The sequence below is a fragment of the Klebsiella sp. 10-1 genome (assembly GCF_009758445.1).
Taxonomy (GTDB): domain Bacteria; phylum Pseudomonadota; class Gammaproteobacteria; order Enterobacterales; family Enterobacteriaceae; genus Klebsiella; species Klebsiella scottii.
Map to the genome: position 1 here is coordinate 1,221,239 of NZ_WQRE01000001.1, position 22,569 is coordinate 1,243,807.

General features: G+C 54.6%; 22 protein-coding genes. 8 read left to right on the forward strand and 14 right to left on the reverse strand.

Annotated features, from left to right (window positions below; genetic code table 11):
• Positions 1 to 69 precede the first annotated feature (69 nt).
• From GO007_RS05850 to GO007_RS05860, 3 genes are read left to right on the forward strand one after another with little or no spacing between them, the layout of a single operon-like run.
• Complete coding sequence (locus GO007_RS05850) at positions 70 to 531, forward strand: MarR family winged helix-turn-helix transcriptional regulator (protein WP_095096714.1); 462 nt, start codon at positions 70 to 72, stop codon at positions 529 to 531.
• Between the two features lie 51 nt (positions 532 to 582).
• Positions 583 to 1,437, forward strand: a complete 855-nt coding sequence (locus tag GO007_RS05855) for an AraC family transcriptional regulator (RefSeq protein ID WP_223261754.1) — start codon at positions 583 to 585, stop codon at positions 1,435 to 1,437.
• Positions 1,438 to 1,492: 55 nt separating this feature from the next.
• Positions 1,493 to 1,903, forward strand: coding sequence for a DUF2000 domain-containing protein (locus GO007_RS05860; RefSeq protein WP_095096717.1), 411 nt, complete (start codon positions 1,493 to 1,495; stop codon positions 1,901 to 1,903).
• A gap of 244 nt (positions 1,904 to 2,147) precedes the next feature.
• Here the strand turns inward: GO007_RS05860 and GO007_RS05865 are convergent, their stop codons facing one another.
• The 8 genes from GO007_RS05865 to GO007_RS05900 form a co-directional block, all read right to left on the reverse strand.
• Positions 2,148 to 2,441 carry a YciI family protein gene (locus GO007_RS05865; RefSeq protein ID WP_095096720.1) on the reverse strand — a complete coding sequence of 98 codons (294 nt, stop codon included), beginning with the start codon at positions 2,439 to 2,441 and terminating at the stop codon, positions 2,148 to 2,150.
• Positions 2,442 to 2,623: 182 nt separating this feature from the next.
• Positions 2,624 to 2,995: a VOC family protein gene (locus GO007_RS05870; protein ID WP_095096723.1), complete on the reverse strand. Its 372-nt coding sequence runs from the start codon at positions 2,993 to 2,995 to the stop codon at positions 2,624 to 2,626.
• A 342-nt stretch (positions 2,996 to 3,337) separates the two neighbouring features.
• Positions 3,338 to 4,453, reverse strand: coding sequence for a M20 family metallopeptidase (locus GO007_RS05875; RefSeq protein WP_095096726.1), 1,116 nt, complete (start codon positions 4,451 to 4,453; stop codon positions 3,338 to 3,340).
• Positions 4,453 to 5,208 (reverse strand): glutamine amidotransferase, encoded by a 756-nt coding sequence (locus GO007_RS05880; protein ID WP_095096729.1) that lies wholly within the window; start codon positions 5,206 to 5,208, stop codon positions 4,453 to 4,455. Before GO007_RS05880 ends, GO007_RS05875 begins: the two co-directional genes overlap by 1 nt.
• Before the next feature lie 15 nt (positions 5,209 to 5,223).
• Positions 5,224 to 6,303: a phosphotriesterase family protein gene (locus tag GO007_RS05885; protein WP_095096732.1), complete on the reverse strand. Its 1,080-nt coding sequence runs from the start codon at positions 6,301 to 6,303 to the stop codon at positions 5,224 to 5,226.
• Positions 6,304 to 6,306: 3 nt separating this feature from the next.
• Positions 6,307 to 7,308: an ABC transporter permease gene (locus GO007_RS05890; RefSeq protein WP_189339824.1), complete on the reverse strand. Its 1,002-nt coding sequence runs from the start codon at positions 7,306 to 7,308 to the stop codon at positions 6,307 to 6,309.
• An 18-nt stretch (positions 7,309 to 7,326) separates the two neighbouring features.
• Entirely contained in the window at positions 7,327 to 8,073 is a 747-nt protein-coding gene (locus tag GO007_RS05895) for an ATP-binding cassette domain-containing protein (protein WP_161795676.1), read from the reverse strand.
• 381 nt (positions 8,074 to 8,454) lie between these two features.
• Positions 8,455 to 9,477: a LacI family DNA-binding transcriptional regulator gene (locus GO007_RS05900; protein WP_095096741.1), complete on the reverse strand. Its 1,023-nt coding sequence runs from the start codon at positions 9,475 to 9,477 to the stop codon at positions 8,455 to 8,457.
• Positions 9,478 to 9,821: 344 nt separating this feature from the next.
• On the opposite strand from GO007_RS05900, the gene GO007_RS05905 reads away from it, so the two are divergent.
• Positions 9,822 to 10,775 (forward strand): ABC transporter substrate-binding protein, encoded by a 954-nt coding sequence (locus GO007_RS05905; RefSeq protein ID WP_095096744.1) that lies wholly within the window; start codon positions 9,822 to 9,824, stop codon positions 10,773 to 10,775.
• Between the two features lie 3 nt (positions 10,776 to 10,778).
• Here GO007_RS05905 and GO007_RS05910 read toward each other — a convergent pair whose 3' ends face one another.
• Complete coding sequence (locus GO007_RS05910) at positions 10,779 to 11,648, reverse strand: ribokinase (RefSeq protein WP_095096747.1); 870 nt, start codon at positions 11,646 to 11,648, stop codon at positions 10,779 to 10,781.
• Positions 11,649 to 11,674: 26 nt separating this feature from the next.
• On the opposite strand from GO007_RS05910, the gene GO007_RS05915 reads away from it, so the two are divergent.
• Complete coding sequence (locus tag GO007_RS05915) at positions 11,675 to 12,520, forward strand: BtpA/SgcQ family protein (RefSeq protein WP_095096750.1); 846 nt, start codon at positions 11,675 to 11,677, stop codon at positions 12,518 to 12,520.
• The gene (locus GO007_RS05920; protein WP_095096753.1) at positions 12,520 to 13,164 is read left to right on the forward strand and encodes a TenA family protein; all 645 of its coding nucleotides are present in this window, start codon (positions 12,520 to 12,522) and stop codon (positions 13,162 to 13,164) included. Before GO007_RS05915 ends, GO007_RS05920 begins: the two co-directional genes overlap by 1 nt.
• A gap of 173 nt (positions 13,165 to 13,337) precedes the next feature.
• On the opposite strand, the gene GO007_RS05925 is transcribed toward GO007_RS05920, so the two are convergent.
• A complete protein-coding gene (locus tag GO007_RS05925) occupies positions 13,338 to 14,036 on the reverse strand; it encodes a GntR family transcriptional regulator (protein ID WP_095096755.1) in 699 nt (232 codons plus the stop codon).
• Positions 14,037 to 14,296: 260 nt separating this feature from the next.
• Here GO007_RS05925 and GO007_RS05930 point away from each other — a divergent pair, with 260 nt between their 5' ends.
• Both GO007_RS05930 and GO007_RS05935 read left to right on the forward strand, forming a co-directional pair.
• The gene (locus tag GO007_RS05930) at positions 14,297 to 15,832 is read left to right on the forward strand and encodes a PTS transporter subunit EIIC (protein ID WP_095096759.1); all 1,536 of its coding nucleotides are present in this window, start codon (positions 14,297 to 14,299) and stop codon (positions 15,830 to 15,832) included.
• 11 nt (positions 15,833 to 15,843) lie between these two features.
• Positions 15,844 to 17,172, forward strand: coding sequence for a 6-phospho-alpha-glucosidase (locus tag GO007_RS05935; protein ID WP_095096762.1), 1,329 nt, complete (start codon positions 15,844 to 15,846; stop codon positions 17,170 to 17,172).
• Between the two features lie 275 nt (positions 17,173 to 17,447).
• Here GO007_RS05935 and GO007_RS05940 read toward each other — a convergent pair whose 3' ends face one another.
• The 4 genes from GO007_RS05940 to GO007_RS05955 form a co-directional block, all read right to left on the reverse strand.
• A complete protein-coding gene (locus GO007_RS05940) occupies positions 17,448 to 18,011 on the reverse strand; it encodes a YagU family protein (protein WP_095096765.1) in 564 nt (187 codons plus the stop codon).
• Positions 18,012 to 18,481: 470 nt separating this feature from the next.
• A complete protein-coding gene (locus tag GO007_RS05945; protein WP_370525526.1) occupies positions 18,482 to 20,230 on the reverse strand; it encodes a glycoside hydrolase family 13 protein in 1,749 nt (582 codons plus the stop codon).
• 98 nt (positions 20,231 to 20,328) lie between these two features.
• Positions 20,329 to 21,384: an aromatic amino acid transport family protein gene (locus GO007_RS05950; RefSeq protein ID WP_095096770.1), complete on the reverse strand. Its 1,056-nt coding sequence runs from the start codon at positions 21,382 to 21,384 to the stop codon at positions 20,329 to 20,331.
• Positions 21,385 to 21,412: 28 nt separating this feature from the next.
• Positions 21,413 to 22,552: an MFS transporter gene (locus GO007_RS05955; protein WP_095096773.1), complete on the reverse strand. Its 1,140-nt coding sequence runs from the start codon at positions 22,550 to 22,552 to the stop codon at positions 21,413 to 21,415.
• Between the last annotated feature and the right edge of the window lie 17 nt (positions 22,553 to 22,569).

A 22,569-nucleotide genomic window follows, 5' to 3' on the forward strand; every position in this document is an offset into this window, starting at 1 on the left:
TGCTCTTATTTGCAATATCAGCATATGCTGGTAAAATCAAGACGTCAACGTTAATCAGGAAGGGGATGTATGTCTCAGAATGAGGGTATCGGCGCGTCGTCTGGCGTAAGTTGTCACTGCACTACCTTGCGCAAAGCCTCCCGACGTCTGTCGCAATATTACGACAGTATTTTGGCTGAAAGCGGGCTCAAGACCACCCAGAGGGCGATTCTGGCCCAGCTGCGGCGAGCTGGCAGCCTGTCGGTCAGTCATCTGGCTGAGGCCCTGGTCATGGATCGGGGAGGACTTGCCCATACGCTCAAACCTCTCCAGCGGGATGGCCTGATAAGCGTCGACGCAGACCCCTCCGATGGGCGCTCGCGTCTGGTGTCGCTGACTCCGGCCGGCAGGGAAAAACTCGGCGAGTCGGATGCCAGCTGGGCGCAGGCGCAGCAGCAGTTTGAACAAAAACTTGGGAAGGCGGAGGCGGCGACGCTGCAGGCCCTGTTGTCCCGTCTTGTGGCAGCCGAATTTGAACAGGACAACATCTAATAATGCAGGCAGTCAGGCTGATTCTCCGTCGATCTTTGTCAGAGCGTGGTTATGTCAGAAGTTGCTGAACAGGCGATGCCTGGAGACTGGCTCGATTTTCGTCGTGATGCCGAAACGGGCATTGAAAGCGTTAACGCCCACTTTACGGGTCACGCCTATGATAGCCACGATCATGAAGAGCTACTTCTGGGCGTAACCCTGCAGGGTTCACAGCGCTTCAGCTGCCATCGCACGGTACATACCAGCACGCCGGGCAAGGCCATCCTCATCGAGCCCGGCGCTGTGCATGATGGTTACGCCGCCCAACGCGATGGCTTCACGTATTCCATGTTGTATATTCCGCAACGGTGGGTGTCGGACAGCTTCCGCCAGCGTGGTATGGGGGATATTTCGCTAATACAGGCGGCTTTTCGCCATACCCTCACGGATGACCGCGCGTTAATTGCGTCGATCTCCCGGGCTTTTGATGCGCTACACAACGGCGAGGGGAGGCTTGCACGGGATGAAAGTCTGGACAGATTGCTGGCTCACCTCACACCCCATGTCGAACTGAAGCCCTCGGAAGAGCTGACCGACTCTCGCATCAAAATGAACCGGGTCAGGGATTATTTGTATGAGCATCTGGCAAGAAATCCCGGACTTGATGAGCTGGCAAAGGTCAGCGGTATCGATCGCTTTCGCTTAAGCCGCCAGTTCAAGGCTGCATTCGGTCAGTCGCCTCATGCCTATCTTGTCAGGCTACGCCTTCGCACCGCGCGCGGGCTGTTGGCCCGAGGATTTGCTCCGTCGCTGGTGGCGTCGCAGACGGGGTTCGCCGACCAAAGTCATTTAGGCCGCTGGTTCAGACGCGCTTACCGTATGTCTCCTGCGGCATTCCAGAATCACTGCTCAAACGTTCTATACTGATATTCCGCCGTCATGTGAACATGCCTGCTTCGTAGTTAAAAACGGGAATATTTGAATGACGTTTGACACCAAAATTGCATTTATCGTGAGAGATGACTTACCTGACTGGCAGCGCCTGAATGTTGTGGCATTTCTGGCTACGGGGATTGCTTCTGCGGCTCCGGAAATTATGGGTAAACCTTACGTCGATTCGCTAGGCCGGCATTATGGCAACATGTCCGGCCAGCCCATGCTGATTTTTGAGGCGGACCTTGAAAAACTGCAGGCGGTTCACCGTAAGGCGCTGGAGCGGGAAGTGACCATCATTCCTTATATTCATGCCATGTTCTCCACCGGGCATGATGAGGCAAATCGCGAAGTATTTATCGCCGCCGATGCGGATAATCTGGACTTCGTCGGTATCGGTATCCGCGGCCATAAAAAAGCGGTGGATAAGGTTATAAAGGGTTTATCCCTGCATAAATAGTTTACCGCCACAGCGGGGCCTGGCAGCGATTCCTTTCCTGAACCTCTGCACTTCGTCAGTCCGAAAGTATCCCGGCCCCGCATCAACATCGCTTTTCACCTGATTGCTGCCTGACGGAGATGAAACGCGTTGCTTGCTCTCTTTATGGCCGGTGTTTTCCGCATAGTCAGGCGCCGGCGGCGATTCAAACTGGGGAATGTTCCGTTATGGGCGGCTCAATATGAGCTACTGAGCCGATGTAAAGTCAGAAAATATTTTCGAGCAGCGGAGCCTTCATACTGGCATCGAAGGGAATAATTTCCGCTTTAGCTATTTTTAATTTTTGGAATGGGTCCTGGCGGAGACGTTCTTCCAGAGATTCGAGGTTGTCAGATTTTGCAAGTATGACGCCGCCATTACGGGGAATTCTTCTTCCTGATGCCAGAAACACGCCATCGGAGTAGCCTTGTTTAAGCCACTCAACATGTGCAGGTATTTGAGAATCAACTTCTTCGAGTGGTTTTATATAAGTTAAAACAACTACATAAATGATGCTCATTTTAAAGTCCTTATGCAAAGAAAGCCTTAAAATGCTACCACCGCAGGAAGTAAAGCTGAAGCAGTAAGATAAGCGCCCGGCATATTAGCGTCGCAGACGGGATGGCGACAGCGACGCTATTATGGCGGTGGAAAATTACCGGTATAAGGACATATGGGGGTTGGCTATAAAACCGACCTTAATTACTTCTGCAGGATCTGCCCAACATCGATACGATTTCCATCCGGGTCGGCGAAAACAAATGCCCGAATACCATAATCTTTATCTTCCAGGCCTTTAATAATCCTGGCGCCAATTTCCTGACAACGGGCGTACAGGGCATTTGCATCATCAACCAGAAGATGTGCGACAGGCCACGAGGACGCTTTGTGCCGCGGCTGGAGAGTCAAATGTAGCTCAGCCTCTTCACGCTTTATGATCATAAAACCCAGCGGATCTCCGTTTTCAAAAACGGCCTTGAAGTTCAGCCCGTTGATATAGAACTCTTTGGCAATCATGATGTTTTTAACGGGTAACACGGCGGCTATACGACCAAATCTGACAAGATGCTGCATGATCAACCTCAATATTGTTAATCAATGAATAGCATAGCGCTGGGCGGTGCTGGAGCTACGCGGCTGGGCGGTGCCAGATGATTGATGAAGATATAATATTTCCCCTCGGGGTGAAATTGAAACTTTTGCGGCGCGTGACCAGACCTTATTTACCCGCGCTCCTCCGGGTCATTAACGCCGGCCTCCGGCGCTGGGCAGGCTATTTGATAAACCGCGTTCGGCATCCGCGCCGGCTGCGCTTTCCTTGCGGAGCTGGCTGATGCAGGGGCAGGGCGGCCCCTGATGATTATTTAGTAAAAAATCCGCCTTTATCCGGAAGGGGCGGGCAGCGTTTTGGCGCCGTTAGTCCATCCAGTCGTCGATAATCGCCCCGTACAGTCGCTCAGCCTCGTCCAGCCGGCTGAGCAGGCAGTACTCGTCGGTCTGGTGGGCCATCGACGGTTCGCCGGGGCCGAGAATAATGCAGGGCGGATTATCCAGCGCGGGCAGCAGCAGGGAGGCGTCGGTAAAGTAGGGCACAACGCGCGGCTCCAGCGGCCTGTCGTGCAGCGGCTGGCAGCGCCGATAAATCTGCGCTATCCATGCGTGCCTCTCTTCGCTCAGCACCGCGGGCAGATCGACCAGCGTGGAGAGCGTCACGCTCTCGCCAAGCAGCGAGCTCAGCCGCTGTCGAATGGTGGCGTGCTGTAAATTGGGCGCGCTGCGGATATCCACATCAAAACGCGCTCGGTCCGGCACGGAATTAATATTTAGCCCGCCCTCAATGCGCCCGACGTTCAGCGTGGGCTGCTTCATCAGCGGATGCGGCGCTCCCGGCGAAAAATGGCGGATCTTACCCAGGGCATCCGCCGCCAGATAGATAGCATTAATCCCCAGCTCCGGCATCGCCCCGTGGGCGGTTTTCCCCCGGGTTTCACAGCGCAGCCACAGCGCCCCTTTATGGCCGATAACCGGGTAGTTGGCGGTGGGTTCGCCGACGATCAGCGCGCCGATCTCCGGCAGCGGAGCGGACTCGATCAGCGCCCGCGCGCCGTCGCAGCCGGTTTCTTCCCCGCCGGTGATGAGCAGCACCGCGCCGCGTCCGGCGAGGATCTCCTCCCGCCGCCGGACGCAGGCGACGGCGAACGCCGCTATCGCCGCTTTCATATCGCTGGAGCCTCGTCCGTAAAGACGCCCGTTCTCGATCTGCGAGCCGAAGGGGTCATACCGCCACCGCGCATTGCCGAGCGGAACGGTATCCAGATGGCCGGTAAAGGCCAGCGGTTTACCGGCCGCCGCTCCCGGCAGACGAGCAATCAGATTGCTGCGCCCTTCGCCGAACGACGACAGCGAAATCTCGAAGCCGCTATCGCGAAGCCAGTCGGCAAAAAAACGCATGCAGTCGGCTTCGTTTCCCGGCGGATTGATGGTGTTAAAGCCCAGCAGATGCCGGGCCAGTTCGAGGGTGGTGGTCGCCATCAGCCGCGTTCCGTCAGCCAGTCGAGGCAGTTAATCCACAGCTGGCGATAGCCGGGCCATTTGGCAAACTCCTCGGGCAGCCAGTGTGCGGACATATCGCTGGTCCACACCAGCGAACGCCCCTGCTGATATTCGCGCACCGCCAGCAGCGGATGCCCGGTGCCGGCAACGGTCGCCAGCAGCCTGCCTTCCGGGTGCATTTCCACTTCGTTATAGCCCAGCAGCCACGGCCACTCGCCCGGAATATCGTTAAACAGCGCGTGGGATTCGGTCACTTCGGCATAGCAGCCCTCCGGGGTTTCAATGCGATCGTCCCACGCCAGGCAGCGCACCGGCAGAACTTTCTCCACCGCGGTATGGCGATAGCGCGCGCTGCCGTTAATCCCCTGGAAGCTGTAATAGCCGCCAATCATCATCAGCGAGCCGCCGGCAGCAACGTAGTCATGCAGCAGCGTCAGACGGTTGGCGGTACGGCGGCTTTTCAGCCAGGTGTCCGGGTGCAGCAGCAGCGTGTTGGCGCCAATATCCGACAGGATAATCGCATCCCACTGCTGCAGTTCCTCCTGCGTCAGCGGGAACTCGGTTGCCGCCGCGTGGGCCGGCATATAGGTGATGGCATAGTGGCTATCGGCCAGCGCCGCCAGGAAATCCGTCGCGCCGTTGTGCCAGGTAGCGGTAGCAAACTGATCGAAGCCTTTAACGTGCGTTGAGGTGCTGGTCCAGGATTCACCGACCAGTAAAATTTTCTTCTTCATTATGACCTTTCCTTTTTATCCGCCAAATACCCGCTGGGGATTTCTAATCATCAAGGTTTCAAGCTGTTCGCCGCTGACGCCGTGGCGCCGCAAGCGAGGAACAAAATGCTTGAGTATGTAGCCGTAACCGTGGCCGCCGTAGCGGGTGAGCATGGTTTTCAGGAAAACGTCCTGCGACAGCAAAACCTGCTGGATATAGCCGTCGTCAATCAGCTCCCGAATGGCGCGGGCGTTCTCCTCGTCGGAGGGCGACTGCGCCGACTCATCGGCGTAGTAGTAGCTCATGCCGATCATGTCGTATTCGAGAAACGCCCCGCGCTGCGCCAGCTCGCGCTGATAGCGCTTATCGGCAAAGCTGGGATTCATATGGCACAGCACCGTATGGCGCAGATCGGCCCCTTCCTGTTCGAGAATATCCAGCACCCGATGACCAAGCCGCTCCCAGCCCGGTAGGTGGACCTCGATCGGTACGCCGGTCGCGGCGCTGGCCCGGCCCGCCGCGCGCAGGGACTTCTCTTCATCCGGGGTGAAGCGGCTGGATATGCCGATCTCGCCGATCACCCCGGCGACGATCTCCGGCTTCTCCTCCGCGCCGCCGAGGTCGTAGATCAGACTCTCGGTCAGCTGTTCGACGCTGCTGCTCTTCACCCACTCGGGGTGCGACGGCTCCAGATAGAAGCCGGTGCCCATAATAATGTTCAGCCCGGTCAGACGAGCGATGCGCGCCAGCGCCTGCGGATCGCGGCCAATGCCGATATTGGTCGGATCGACCACCGTTTCCCCGCCAAGGGCGCGATATTTCGTCAGCTCTTCAATCGCCACGTCGACGTCAAACAGCTGGCAGTTATCGCGGCTGATCAGCGGGTTCAGCGACAGCTCGCCGAGGTTTTCCATCTTCACCGGCATTTCGGCAAGATGGCGATCGCTACAGCAGCAGGGCGGAACCCATTTGCCGGAGGCATCCAGCAGGATATGCTCATGCATCAGCGTTACGCCCATCTCGCTGACCGGCAGCGGGCCAAGCACCGTCATCACGCAGCCGCTGCTGATGCCGACCGGCAGCGGAGTGGGGTGGCGAAAAATTGATCCTTTCATGAGCTATCCTTTCGCCGCTGAGCGCGTGGGGTTAAGAATGCGGGTGTTCAGCCAGATAGCCAGCAGGATAATGGTGCCGGTGGCGATCTGGGTGTAGAACGGCGAGATATGCGACAGGATCAGCCCGTTCTGAATGACCGCAATCGACAGCGCGCCGAGCAGCGTGCCGATAATGGTACCGAAGCCGCCGAACAGGCTGGTGCTGCCGAGTACAACGGCGGCAATGACCTGCAGTTCGAAGCCTTCCCCCTGGTTGGATGAGCCGCTGCCGAGGCGCGCGGTAATAATCATTCCGGCCAGCGCGGCGGCCATTCCGCTGATGATGTACACCCTCATAGTCACCGCTTTGGTGTTAATCCCGCTGCGCCGTGCGCCCTCGGCGTTGGCGCCGATAGCCGTAACGTAGCGGCCAAAGCGCATATGATTCAGCACGATATGCCCGATAACCAGAACCATAACGCCGATCAGCGCCGGCATGGGGATACCCACGACCCAGGCGCGCCCGATAAAGGTAAACAGGCTGTCGGCGGGAACCGGAATCGAATAGCCCTGGGTCACCAGCAGCGCGATGCCGCGAACAACGGCCAGGGTGGCGAGGGTGACGATAAACGCCGGAATGCCTTCATAGGCAATAAAGAAGCCGTTAATGGCGCCGACTAATCCGCCGAGCAGCAGACCGCCGAGCAGCACCACCGGCCACGGTAAACCCCAGCTGTTGAGGGCGATGGCGGAGAGCGCGCCCACCAGCGCGAGGGTGGAGCCCACCGACAGGTCGATGCCGCCGGTGGTAATCACCAGGGTCATCGCGGTCGCCACGATCAGCAGCGGGGCGCTCTGGCGAATGATATTCAGCCAGTTGGTACCGGTAAGGAAGTTGCTGGTAATGAGCGAAAACACCACGCAGCAGAATACGAAAAACAGCGCGATGCTGACCACGCCCGAGTGGTTATGCAGCAGGCGCCGGGGCAGCGAATGCTGGATCATGCGGGAGCTGCTTAAGTTCATGATACTCATCCTGTTACCTCAGTGTGCAGCCGCAGAGCGGGCGGTGAATTTTTCGCCCACGATCAGGTTAACGATATCGCTCAGGCTGGTGTCGGCCACCCGGCGGTCGGCGACGTTGGTGCCTTCATACATCACCATGATCCGGTCACAGACCAGGAACAGGTCCTGCAGGCGGTGGGTGATCAGAATGACGCTTACGCCGCGAGCGGAAACGCGGCGGATAAGCTCCAGAACCGCTTCCACTTCCGCAACGGCCAGCGCGGCAGTGGGCTCATCCATAATCAGCACCTTGGGGTCAAAAGCCGCCGCGCGGGCGATGGCGATGGCCTGGCGCTGGCCGCCGGAGAGATTGCGTACCAGCAGACGGGTATCGGGAATAGAAATACCCAGCCCCTTTAGCATCTCCCGCGCGTCGGCGTGCATTTTGGCCTCGTCGAGGAAGGGGATGCCGAGCACCGATTTCATCGGCTCGCGGCCCATAAACAGGTTACCCGCGACGTCGACCGTGTCGCACAGCGACAGATCCTGATACACCATCTCGATATGGCAGCGGCGAGAGTCCGCCGGATTGGTAAACTGGTGCTGTTCGCCATCGATGCGGATGGTGCCGCTGGTGGGGATCACCGCCCCGGATAGCACTTTGGTCAGGGTTGATTTCCCCGCGCCGTTATCGCCCACTAAGCCCAGCACTTCGCCCGGAGCCAGCTCCAGGTTCACGCCGCGCAATGAGCGTATCGACCCGTAGGTCTTGGTGATATTGATCATCTCTACCCTTGGCGGGGTAGTTTGTGGCTGCTGCATCCGATCACTCCCATCGCTATTGCCGGGAAAATGTTCGCCCTTCCGGGTAAAAGAACTCCATCCAACACGGCTTACACCCTTGTAAACCGGTTTACCTGCGGAGTGGAGCTTTCACAAGCACGGTCAGGTCAAACGCTATTTAAGATATTTGTTCGCCAGTTAGAACATTGCAGCATCCGTGCCAGGGCAGAAAAAACACAGCAGCCCCATTACTTAACTCTCTGTAAAAGAAAGAATTTATTAACGGTTTATAAGTAAACCGGTTTACTAATTATAATCAACAGATTTTGAGTTGAACGTTTTTTGCGCCAAAACTGGGCGCTTTTGCGCCATTTTGGGACGCGCTTAACAAATCTTGATCGAATCGCGACCGATCCATTCCACCGGCAGGCGGGTTTCCGCCGGGATATCTTTCTCGTTATTCAGCAGGCGCAGCATGATGCTCACCGCGGTGCGGCCCAGCTCGCGCGCGGGCTGGCGAATGGTTGAGATGCGCGGCTGGGTAAAATCGGCATAGTTTGCGTCATCGAAGCCGACCAGCGACAGCGCCTCCGGCGCCTGCAGCCCGCAGGCGCGCAGCCCGTCGAGCAGACCAAGTACCAGATAGTCGCTGGCGGCGAAGACGGCGGTGGGGCGAAGCGGCTGGCTGAACAGGTGCCGCAGCGCCTGCTGGCCGAACTCGCGCTGGTAGTCGCCGTACATTACCCACTCGGGGGGCCAGCTCAAACCGGCCTGCTCCATCGCGGTGCAGAATCCCTGGTAGCGTTCACGGACGCTCATCAGCTTGTCCGGCCCGCCGACGAAGGCGATACGGCGGTGCCCGGCGGCGATCAGCTTTTCCGTCGCAATCCGCCCACCCTGGACGTTATCGGCAAAGACTTTCGGCACCTTGCTGCCGGGAATGTCCTCATCCAGCAAAACGATGCGCTCGTGACGCTGGATCTCTTTACGCAGCAGGCCGTTATCGGGGCGGTTGGTGGTGAACAGCAGGCCGTCGACCTGGCAGGTATCCAGCCAGCGAATGAACTGGCACTCTTTTTCCGGATTATTGCGGGTGATGCACAGCACCAGGCTGTAGCCGCTGGCCGAGGCGGCCTCTTCGGCGGCATCGGCCAGTTCGGCGAAGAAGGGGTTGGTAATATCGGGGAGTACCAGCCCGAGGGTTTCGCTGCCCCCTTTGCTAAGGCGGCGCGCCAGGCTATTTCCGCGATAGTCCAGCTCGCGGATCGCCGTTTCAATGCGGTCGATAGTTTCCTGCGGCAGCACAATATTGTTGTTCATATAGCGAGATAAAGTGGCCTTCGACAGTCCCGCCAGCTTTGCCACATCGGATAACAATACGCGTTTTATACTCATTTCCTGCGCCATTTCTACCAGAGTCGGCTATCTGTAACATAGTTAAGCGCGGTCAATACAGCAATTTCTCGGGCAACAACGACGTTAAATAAATGCTTGACAAAATTTAATCGGCGGAGAATTGTATAGGCAGTTTACCGCATCATCCGGGAAATGATTCCCAAACCCGTTTAAGTCATTCCAGTCGCGCACCGACACGGACCGGTTGCCGGAATGAAATTAAGCAGGTCCAGCCGAACAATCGACGATCGTTCTGGCCATCTGGACGATATTTGCCCGCCAAAAAATAATCCTTCTGCGTTCGCACCGCGGCGCGGAACTCTGCTGGCTATCAACTATTCCCGATGAGGATACTGATGATGTTATTTAACACCGGAAAACTGCGTTCTATTGCTATTGCAACGTCTCTGCTGGCATCGCTTAGTTTTATTTCTTCCGCCAGTGCCGCCAATCCAACCTATGCTTTAGTTCAAATTAATCAGCAGGCTTTGTTTTTTAATCTGATGAATAAAGGCGCGCAGGATGCAGCCAAAGCGAGCGGAAAGGATTTAGTCATTTTCAACTCCAACGATAATCCCGTCGCGCAGAATGATGCGATTGAAAACTATATTCAGCAAGGAGTTAAAGGCATCCTCGTCGCCGCCATCGACGTTAACGGAATTATGCCAGCGGTAAAAGAAGCCGCCGCCGCTAACATTCCGGTGATTGCTATCGATGCCGTATTACCGGCGGGGCCTCAGGCGGCTCAGGTCGGTGTGGATAATATCGAAGGAGGCAGAATCATTGGTAAATACTTCGTTGACTACGTGCAGAAAGAGATGGGCGGCCAGGCGCGGCTGGGTATCGTCGGCGCCTTGAACTCGGCGATTCAGAACCAGCGGCAGAAGGGCTTCGAAGAGACGCTGAAAAGCAACCCGAAAATTACCATCGCCAACGTAGTCGACGGGCAGAACGTGCAGGATAAAGCGATGACCGCGGCGGAAAACCTGATTACCGGCAACCCGGATCTGACGGCGATCTACGCCACCGGCGAACCCGCTCTGCTGGGCGCCATTGCCGCAGTGGAAAACCAGGGGCGCCAGAAGGATATTAAAGTCTTCGGCTGGGACCTGACGGCGAAGGCGATTTCGGGCATTGACGGCGGCTACGTTACCGCCGTGCTGCAGCAGGACCCTGAGCAGATGGGGGCTGAGGCCCTGAAGGCGCTGAACGCGATCGCTTCGGGTAAAACCGTGCCGAAAACCATTCTGGTTCCGGCTACGGTGGTGACCAAAGCGAACGTGGATACCTACCGCTCGCTGTTTAAGTAATCTTCAGGCATCGCCCGTCGCTAACAGGGCGGCGAGTTCCTGGCCGTCGGGGAATGCGCTGAACGTCCCCCGGCGGCTCACGGTGATGGCGGCGGCGCGGCTGGCATGAGCCAGCGCCAGGGCGTCCGGCGCCACTCCGCGCCGCAGCGCCGAGGCCAGCATAACGGCGAGAAAAGTGTCGCCGGCGCCGGTGGTATCAAGCGCCTCGACGGCGGCGGCGGGCGAGAAGCTGCGCTGGCCTTCGCGGACCAGCCAGGCGCCGGCGGCGCCCTGGGTAATGACTAAGGTCTGCACGCCGTACGGCTGCAGCTGCTCCGCCTCTGACTCATTGACGACCGCGATATCGACCAGCGGCCACAGGAGAGAAAAATCAGGATTGACCGGCGAAGGATTAAATACCGTCGTCATACCGCGCGCTTTGGCGAACTGAAACAGAGCCCGCGTTTTTTCCAGCGAGAAATTACCCTGCTGCAGCAAAATATCGCCTGCAGCGCCGTCTGCCAGATGCGGAATAATATCATCGAGGCTAAATGTATCGGCGGCGGCGGTAGTGGTAATAATCGCATTATCGCCGTCGGCGCTATTTAAGATAATCGAGGTGTCGCTATGTTGGTTGAAATGTCCGGTGGGTAGCAGCGTCAGTGGTTCATTTATTAGCTGCTGGCGTATCCAGGCTCCGTTGCTGTCATTTCCCGTGGCCGCAATTAAGCGTGTATCTATGCCGCAGCGGGATAATATAATCGCCTGATTCGCGCCTTTTCCGCCGAGATCCTGCGAAACTTTAATACCATGAATTGAGGCGCCTTTTTTCGGGATATCCGAAATGGACCAGGTTTCATCTACGGTAATATTACCGATAACGTAAACACGCATAGTGTTCCCTTAACAGGATGGATAACATGACTTCTATATCAGCAGAAAAGACCAATGCAATACAAGATATTTTTTCACGTAGTAAAGTAGTCATTGGTGTGATTCACTGCGACCCATTTCCTGGTACGCCTAAATATCGTGGTAAATCAGTAAGTGGTATTATTGAACGGGCGCTTCGTGATGCGGAAAATTATATTGCGGGCGGCGTTCACGGTCTGATTGTTGAAAACCACGGCGATATTCCCTTTTCCAAACCAGAGGATATCGGTCCTGAAACATCGGCGCTGATGGCGGTCATTACCGAGAAAGTTCGCGAGCGCTTCGGCGTGCCGCTGGGCATTAACGTGCTGGCCAACGCCGCTATTCCGGCGCTGGCTACCGCGCTGGCGGGGGGGGCCGATTTCGTCCGCGTAAACCAGTGGGCCAACGCCTATATCGCCAACGAGGGGTTTATTGAAGGGGCGGCGGCGAAGGCGCTGCGCTATCGCAGCCAGCTGCGCGCGGAGCATATTCGCGTCTTTGCCGACAGCCACGTCAAGCACGGTAGCCACGCAATCGTGGCCGACCGTTCGATTCAGGAGCTGACCCGCGACGTGGACTTCTTCGAAGCCGACGCGGTGATCGCCACCGGCCAGCGCACTGGCGATAGCGCCACCACGGAGGAAATCGATGAGATCCGCGCCGCAACCGCGCTACCGCTGCTGGTGGGCTCCGGCGTGACGCCGGCTAACGTCTGCCAGATCCTCGGACGCACCCAGGGAGTGATCGTCGCCAGCACCATGAAAGTAGACGGCGTCTGGTGGAACGATGTCGATCTGGCGCGGGTTAAGCACTTTATGTCGGTCACCCAGGCCGTGCTGGAGGATGCGTAATGGAAGCGTTTAGCGAGCGCCTGCTGCGTGAACATCAGCAGGTCTGGCAGGCGATGCAGCAGCACCGCTTTGTGGTTGATATTGAGCAGGACCGCCTGCCGGAGACGGTATTTAACCGCTATCTGGTTTTTGAGGGCAACTTCGTCGCTACGGCGATTGCGATTTTTGCCCTCGGCGTCAGCAAGGCGCCGGATATTCGCCAGCAGCGCTGGCTGATCGGCGTCCTCAATGCGCTGGTGGACACGCAGATCGCCTGGTTTGAACAGGTACTGGCCGAGCGCCGGGTTAATCCCGCCGACTATCCGGACGATCGGCCCGGGGTGCGCCGCTTTCGCGACGGCATGCTGCGGATAGCCCGGGAGGGGAGCTATGAACAGATTATTACCCTGATGTTCGGCGCGGAGTGGATGTACTACCACTGGTGCCGGCGGGTGAGCGAGGGCAGCCAGAGCGATGCGGACCTCCGGCGCTGGGTAGAAATGCATGCGGAAGAGGAGTTTTACCGCCAGGCCCGCTGGTTGAAGGAGGAGCTGGACCGCTGCGCGATGGCGCTTAATGAAAGCGAAAAGCAGGCGCTGTCAGCGCTGTACGGCGAGGTGCTGCAGTGGGAGATCGATTTCCATACCGCGGCGTATGAGGCGTAGCCGCATCGATAAACACGAGGTGAGCTGAAGCGGCGCCCCGATCCCTGGGGCGTCAAATACCGCATCCGGCGCGTTGTGCGGCAGAGGGGGAAACATATGCCCCTCTGTGCTGACAAACTAAATGCAAACGGACTGCCGGGGCCGTAGCGTGCCGCCAGCTGAGGCTCGGCGCTCTAACGGCGGGTGATATGTTTGACGTTGTATTTGTTGGTATTCTGGTAGATATCGGATAAATCGACGCAGATATTATTCTGCGCATAGCTGAGCGACTGCACCCGCAGCAGGAGGCTGTTTTGCGGCACCTGCAGGAACTCCGCCTGTTCCCGGGTTGCCAGAACCGGCGAATAGCTACGATGGCTCTCGAGAATGGAAATATTGCACTCTTTCTTGAAATAGTTAAATTTCGATCTTTCCAGATTGCCGATGCTTAACCACGGAAAAATCGCCACCGGGATATAGCTGTTTTCAATCAGAATGGGCACGTCGTCGATAAGGCGAATGCGTCGGACGTAATAGACTTTTTCCCCAGGCTCAATTTTTAACTGCTGGGCGATAGCTAGAGGGGCGTTGATCATGGTGAATTCAATCACCTTATTGCGATAATTGGTCACGCCGACGACATGCATCTGGTAGTTAAACCCATCGAGCTCCCCTCCATGATAGTTGCTCTTGCGCGCCACATACGAGCCGCTGCCGTGCCGTTTGACGATCAGTTTTTCCTCTTCAAGCAGCGTTAGCGCCTTACGGATAGTCATCACCGAAGCCTGAAGCTCCTGCGCCAGCGTCTTTTCGCTGGGTAACGCATCCCCGATTTCGTATTCGTCGCTGTTGATGCGATTTTTTAGCTCACCTGCAATTGATTTGTATATCACTTATAGATGTCTCTGGTGGATGAGTTGCTGCGAGATTATAATTTAATTCATTGATTAATAATAAAATAAATAAATTAACCGTTACAGATATCGAAATGTCATCTAAAAATAGGCTTTTACATATATATCTATTCCATTCAAAGGTATATGACTTTCATCACAAATGATGATTTTGCCGATCTGATTTATTTCGACCCCGACATAAGCTGGGTTCCATGTTCCGCGGCGCTGGCAGGCGCCGGATGGTAAAGGGGTCGATAATGGTTGGGGTTAAAAAGTTACAGGACTTTTCAAAAGCGATGATTGGGCCAGTTTTATATCTGCCGGTTATTGGCCTTTTGATTGCATTGCTCAGCATCACTAGCAATAAAATATGGGTGGCCGAAAGCAGCACGCTTTATCTACTGGGTAAATATGTTTCCAGTATGCTTTGGGCAATCATGAATAATCTCGGCTTTTTCTTTTGCCTGGGGCTGGCCAGCGGGCTGGCGAAAAGCCGTAAAGCGGAAGCGGCTTTCGTTGCATCCATGACCTGGTTTATGTATCTGGCGGCGAATAACAGCTGGCTAACCCTCACTCAACGACTGGCCGCAGGCAGCAGTAATGCGCAGCTATACGGCAGCGGCCAAACCTTTATTTTTGGCTTCCAGGTTATTGATATGGGAGTGTTTCTCGGCATCATTCTTGGCTGTGCCGTGGCGTTTATCCACAACCGATTCGTAGATATCGAGTTTCGCGGCGCATTCTCCATCTATGGCAACAGTAAGCTCGTGCTTATCATCATGATCCCGCTGGTGGGCCTGTTTGCCATCGGTACCGTTTATTTCTGGCCGATTGTTGAACATGGGATATCGGCTCTCACCGGAGTAATGAAAACCTTCGGTGCGGCGGGCGTGTTTCTCTATGGTTTCCTTAATCGTTTCCTTATCCCGACAGGATTACACCACCTGATCTGGTCGCCCTTTGTGTTTACCTCCATCGGCGGGCAGCTGCTGATAGAGGGACAAACGGTGGTCGGCGCGAAGCCCATTTTCCTCGCTGAAATCGCCAGTAATACCGGCGGCGCGTTAAGCGATTCGGCGCGTTTTTTAACCTACGGGATGGTGAAAATATTTGGTACAGCGGGCATGGCCCTGGCATTTTATAAAACCGCCAGAGCAGAAAATAAGCAGAAATTAAAAATCACCCTGATTCCATTGATCGTGACCTCGTTTCTGGTCGGCATCACCGAGCCTTTTGAGTTTTTATTTATCTTTACCGCGCCGCTGCTCTGGCTGGTTTATTCGCTGCTGGATGGATTTTTCCAGATGCTTGCCTGGCTTCTTAACGTCCGGGTATGTGCGACCAACGGCATTATCGATTTCATTGTTTATAACATTCCGGCAGGCGCGCACCTGACGCGCTGGCCCATCTTTGTGGTCCTCGGCTTAATGGAAACAGCGACGATGTACTTTGTCGGTAAATTCATGATCACCCGCTTCAGGATGAACACGCCGGGCCAGGAGCAGGGAGAGCCCGTCGGCGAAAAGCAAGCGAGCGCCGCTCCTGCCGGTAAAGCATCCGGTGAACAGGTCGTCCTTGGGCTGGGCGGAAAAGAGAATGTCTGCTCCGTCGAGAGCTGCTTTACCCGACTTCGGGTCGACGTGCGGGACCCCGCTTTGATTCAGGAAAGCATACTGAAGAATAGCGGTGGCGCCAGCGTCATTATCAATGGTCATCACGTTCAGGTTATCTACGGCTTAGGGGTAAATAAAGTTCGCAATGCCGTAAATAGCTATTTAGATATTCATGAATAAAGAGGTGGAGAATGAAAGATAAATTTGTTGTCACTATTGCCGGCGGCGGAAGCACCTATACTCCGGGTATTGTAATGATGCTGCTGGAAAATATGGACCGTTTTCCCCTGAGTGAGATTCGGCTCTATGACAATAATCACGATCGTCAGCGCGTTATCGGCGAAGCTTGTACCATTCTGGTGGCGGAGCGCTATCCGCAGGTCGCCTTCAGCTTCACCACCGATCCGCAGGAGGCGTTCAGCGGCGTCGATTTTGTGATGGCCCATATTCGCGTTGGCCTCTATGAGATGCGTGAAAAAGACGAAAAAATCCCCCTCAAATATGGCGTTATCGGCCAGGAAACCTGTGGGCCGGGGGGAATTGCCTATGGTATGCGCTCCATCGCCGGCGTGCTTGAGCTGGTGGACTATATGGAAGCCTACTCGCCTGGGGCGTGGATGCTTAACTATTCCAACCCGGCCGCTATCGTTGCCGAGGCGACGCGCCGCTTACGGCCCGCGGCCAAAATCATCAATATTTGCGACATGCCTGTGGCGATTGAAGGGCTGTTTGCCGACATCCTTGGGCTTCCCTCGCGTAAAGAGATGAACGTGAGATATTTTGGCCTGAATCATTTCGGCTGGTGGACCAGTATTACGGATAAAGCCGGCAATGATTTAATGCCCGCCTTGAAGAGTCATGTCGCCGAGCTGGGTTATTGCAGTCCGAAAGAGGATTTTCAGCATAAAGCCCCGAGCTGGATTGAAACCTTTAAAAAGGTGAAAGACGTCTTTGCGCTCGATCCCGAGACGCTGCCAAATACCTACCTGAAATACTATTTCTATGCGGATTACGAGGTTGCCCACTCCGACCCTGACTTTACCCGCGCCAACGAGGTCATGGCGGGAAGAGAAAAAGAGGTGTTCGATATGGCCAAAGAGATAGTCGTTCGGCAGAGCGCGAGGGACGCCCATTTCCATGCCGGCGCGCACGCCACCTTCATCGTCGACCTCGCCTGCGCAATCGCGTTTAATACTCAGGAGCGGATGCTGTTGATTGTGGAAAATAACGGCGCTATCGCTAATTTTGATGATACTGCGATGGTTGAGGTTCCTTGCCTGGTGGGCATTAACGGCCCGGAACCGCTGGCGATGGGGAAAATCCCGCTTTTCCAGAAGGGGATGATGGAGCAGCAGGTGGCCGTCGAGAAGCTGGTTGTTGATGCCTGGGTTGAGGGCAGCTATCAGAAGCTCTGGCAGGCAATAACCTTATCTAAAACGGTGCCGAGCGCCTCGGTGGCCAAAGCTATTCTCGATGATTTAATTGTCGCTAACCGCAGCTACTGGCCGGCGCTGAATTAAGCCCCGCCTGCCGATAATCTTATCTATGCCCGATGAAGCTGGTCGGGCATTTTCATCATGGCTTTGCACAGCAGCGGAGCGCAGGCGGTCGCGATCCGCGATCTTAGCTGGAAAAGGTGCCCAGGGTACCTTGTGAGGATGCATTAACTTGCCCACAAGGCTCGCAAACACAACATACCTGAACTCCGTCCTTAGCCCTTATCGGGGAGCAGGGGGGCAAAAAAATCGTGCACTTTACTCCCCCCTTGAGGCCAATTTTTGCAGTGCGGTCCGGATTACCTGAACGGAGAGCTCAGAGGGACTTCTGCGTCGGGTTGGTGAGTAATACGGTTACGCAGATCGCGACGGATCATCTCAATCGCCCAGAACCAAAATATATGTCCGACAAGTTCAGAGATATATTCACTGGCGGGGATATTGAGCAATGATGGCGTCAGGCCCAGTAACGGGAATGAGATCCAGTGAACAGCAATGGTGGCGACGATCCCCGCCCATGCCCCTTGCCATAATTTCACTTTAGGAAATACCTCAGCGACTACACAATAACCAATGGCGAACACCAGAGAGAAAATAATATGCGTAACCATGACCGGGTTAATAATGTGTTCTGAAAAAGTGTAGACCGTATGAGTAGGATCAATGCCAAGATAATCACGCAAGAAAATGTACGGCGGGTTAAACTCATCCCGGCCGCCGGAAAATGTTCTCGGCGGCAAAGGAACCTCTGCTCCCCATTTTACAAACGCCGACATTACCCCGGCAATAATACCTACAAATAACGCGACGCCATAACGACGCCGGCCGGGTTCCGTCTGCACAAAAAAATCTTTAACTGCCATTTCTACCACCTCGGAATTACATAAGTTTACGATTATTCATACTCATAAATATGTAGATTCAATTCTTTGATCTCGATCACGCTAAGCTCATAGAATCGCACTGGTATTTATCATGAAATGAGAGTATATCGAGGGCCAGTAATGGTAGTTGACAAACCCTACGCTGGCGCAATCGTGAATATTCCATCGGAATGGCTTTCGTTCACAGGTGGGCTTATCATGCCCAAACCCGGTGTCTGAAAGGGAGAGAGTTTCAGCGTGGATGGGCTATTTTTCAATCGCGTCAGCCCCCCATCCAGCGGCGATTTTAATAAATTTAAATAGCTTCCCCGGTACCGTTTTCCATATTATACCGGGGGCCGTGCGTTTTATTTAATCACCTCTGGAACATCATCGCCCGCGTATTTTTATGCGTGTCCAATAGCGCAATACATTGCGGAAACATAATGCCGATAATGTCCTGTACAGGCTTACTGTAATTTATATACCCCCGCTTGCCACGGACTCAATGCGATCGCGGTACTTTCTTTTGCTGTATCACGGCGCTGATTCGTCTCGATAACAACCTGCTCAACGGCGTCCTTAGACGGCAGGGTATAGCGAACCGGCTGTTCTTTAAAGTTCACCACCACCAGATAACGTTCATTATCCAGGGTTCGGGTATAAGCGTAAACGGTATTATCCTGCGGGTTGAGGTCCTGATACGCGCCATAAACGAGCGCCGGGATTTGATGACGCAGGTGAATCATTTGTTTGTAGTAGTTCAGCACCGATTTATCCTCAGTTAACTCGCGTTCAGCGTTGATTTGCACATAGTTCGGATTGACGTGAAACCAAGGCGTAGCGGACGTAAACCCTGCATTATGACTGTTATCCCACTGGAAAGGCGTTCTGCTGTTATCCCGGCTGGTCAGGCGCACGTTGTCGAGAAATTCCGCTGCCGTCACTTTTCCGCTTTCGACATAATCATGCCAGAAACCTTTAACTTCAATATCGTCAAATTCGCTTAGCTTTTTAAAAGGATAGTTGGTCATTCCCAGCTCTGACCCCTGATAAATAAACGGCGTCGCCCGCTGGGTGAGGGTGATTGTCGCCAGCGCTTTAGCCGATGCTTCCCGCCACTGCGGTTTGTCATCGCCGAAATGAGATACCGCGCGGGGATTGTCATGGTTATCGAGGAAGAACGTGTTCCATCCGTACTCCCCGACGGTGGTATCCATTTTACTGATGATCTGACGGAACTGAGAGAGCGTCCACGGCTTATGGCGCCAGCGCTCATTGCTGTCGCGGTCAAGACGAATTAAGTCAAACATAAAAGCCATGTTCAGCTCATGGCGCCGGCGGTCAAAAAACTGCGACGAGCGATCCAGCGGCACGCCAAAGATTTCCCCTGCGGTGGCGACATCATAGCGGGAAAGGACCTCCCGGTTCATTTCCTGAATATATTGATGAATATTGGGGCCCATGGTGTATTGTTGGGCAAAATTTTTCTGTTGCTCAGGAGTCAGGTCGGGGAATCCAGGTATTTTTGAATAGGTCGCCACGGTGTCAAAGCGCATCCCTGAAACGCCTTTATCCAGCCAGAAACGGAGCATTGCGTAGAGATCTTCGCGGACCTTCGGGTTATCCCAGTTGAGATCGGGCTGCTGTTTGGCAAAATAGTGCAAATAGTATTGTCCTGACTTCGCCTCTTTTTGCCACGCCGAGCCGCCAAAAAAGGAAGGATAGTTATTCGGTGGCTGATTATCCTTTCCGTCACGCCAGAAGTAGTAGTCACGATAAGGATTGTTTTTATCACTTTTACTTTGAATAAACCACGGATGCCGATCGCTGGTGTGATTGATGACGACGTCGATCATTAAGCGCATATTTCGTTTTTTCATTTCGGCGATGAGCGTATCGAAGTCCGCCATAGTGCCGTACTCTTTCATGATCTGACGATAATTGCTGATGTCATAACCGTTGTCGGTATTCGGCGAGTCGTAATGGGGATTTATCCAGATAGCGTCAATGCCGAGTGATTTGATATAGTCCAGTTTTTCGATAATGCCTCGAATATCGCCAATGCCATCGCCGTTGGTATCTTTAAAAGAACGCGGATACACCTGATAAAAAACCGCCTCTTTCCACCATGCCGGGAAAGTATTTTCCTTATGAACGCCGATATCCTCGGCGAAGGAGGCGGGGGCGCTGAAACCCGGACAAGCCCAGGTCATCATGAGAGATGATAGTGCAACCGCAACCGCCGTGCGGCGTTTAACAAAAGACATAATTTTTTCCTTATGAAGTACGTTGTGAATGCTTAAATTTTTTATCGTTAAATAAAGGCGTAAATCATCAGCAGCCAAAGTATGGCGCCAACGACAATGATAAATTTCAGCAGGAGGTTATTCCCCGGGAAGGTATATACCGGAGGCAGCGACGAGCGTCGGGCCTTAATGAGCAAGGAGGGCGGGAGTAATATACTCCACAGCACTAATGAGAGTCCGCCAAAGGCCAGAGCAGATAAAAAACCTTGCGGGGTGAAAATGCCGGCCAGGGCCGGAGGAAAATATGTCAGAAATATCGCCAGCGGCCGCGAGGCGCGGCGGTACCGGTTATTAAGCATATCCTCAAGATAATCACACAGGCCGATTGAGGCTGACATCAGAGAGGCCAAAACGGCAATGCATCCGAATGATATGAACATCAGACCGGTGCCGGACGCGGGCTGGTTGATGTTGAGGGCCGCCATAAACGCGCCGATGTTTCCACCTTCGTCGCTGACATGCTGAATAGCCTGAGGAGTGAGTACTCCCATGATAATGGTCAGCCAGAAGGCGTAGATGAGCAACGAAACGGCAAAGCCGTAATAGAGAGACCGCGTAATAGCGCGGTGATTGTCCCGTCTGTACATCCTCGTCAGGGAGGGAATGCTGCCATGAAAACCAAAGGCAATAATACATACCGGAATGACTGGCAGGTAGTGCTGTAGCGACGTTCCACGGCTGGTTTCCATCAGCCTGAGCAGCTGCACGCCGCCGGCAGCGCCTGCGAACAGCAGCAGAAAGAGGCTAAACTTCACCGCAATCAGGCAGGAGAGAATATAGCCGGGTAGTCTGCCGCCTGCCCACAGAATAAGCGAGGTCGTCAGCGACAGCAGGGCAATCGGGAGCCAGCCGCGGCCCATCCCGGCGGGAGGCAAGAGGCCGTTTAATATTGACGCCGCGCCTGATATATACGCATAGGTGAGCAAATAAAGCACAACACAAAACGCGATACCGATGACTACGCTGGCGCCGGGGCCGAGCAGCGCCTTCGTGAAGGTGTGAAAGCTTGCTCCCTGGGGAAATCGCATATTGATATCGACGAGGATCGGCCACGTCACCAGCATCAGGAGCCCTGTCGCCGAGGGTGCCTGTCTATTTTCTTTTTTTGCCAGTTTTCCATTGTGTTACCTTCATTGAAGTGACTACCAGAAGAGACAGGATCGCCAGCGATAAGCTGCTTACGCCAAGCGTCCTGTCGAAACCAATACCGGTATCCGTCAGTTTTACCGCGAAAAAGCTAATCGTTCCGGCGCTCGCTGTTTGAATAAAGCCGGTGAGGGATGCGGCAACCCCCGTCTTATTGCCTTTAATTTGCAGAGCGATAAAGTTAGCGGTCGGATAATAAGCGCCAAGGCTGAAGTTAAAAACCATCGCGCCGACAATGCATAAAATAAGCGAGTGGCTGCCGAGGATAAATGGCGCAACCGACAGGGCGTTTAGCAAAAATAAAACCCACGGATTGATGAACTGTTCGAATTTCGCAGCCTGATTACCGATAATGAAAAACAACACCGATGCTGAAAACAGCAGGGAATAGTTCATCGTACTCAGACCAAGCTGCTGCATAAAGATCGCCGGCGACAGCGAGATATAACAAAACAGTGAGCTCAGGATCAGCGAAACCAGCAAGGTTCCGTGGATAAATGCCGGAGTGATAAATCCGCCGGTTGAGGAAGTGGCTACGCGATCGTGATGCGCGAGGGCGCGCGGGGACAGTAGCATGGTCAGGACGCTAAATAGCGCCATGATCAGAAAAATCACGTTCCAGCTCAGATGCCCGAGGATCACCGCGCCCGCCAGCGGGGCAATAAGAGGAACGACGGCACTGGCTGAGGATATATCGGAAAGCGCGCGTTTTAGCTTCAGCGGGGGGAACGTTTCTTTGGCGATGGCTTTTGAAAGCACGGGGCCGGCACCGGCGCCCACGGCCTGTAATACCCTGCCAGACAGGAGCATCATTAAATTCTCGGCCATAAAACAGAGGATGCTTCCGGCGAGGAAAATGGCAAAGCTGAGCGTCAGTACCCGTAATTTACCAAATTTATCACCGATAAATCCCGATACTAACTGGCTCGCTGCGTATATCACAAGAAAGCCGCTAATAGTCAACTGGATGGTTGAGTAATCTGTATTAAAGGCCGTTTGTAGGATCGGCAGCGCGGGCACGATCATATCCGTTGCCAGCGCCGATACCGATGCGGCAAGAATAAGATACAGATACATCCTGAGCATAATAAATGCTTCCTTAA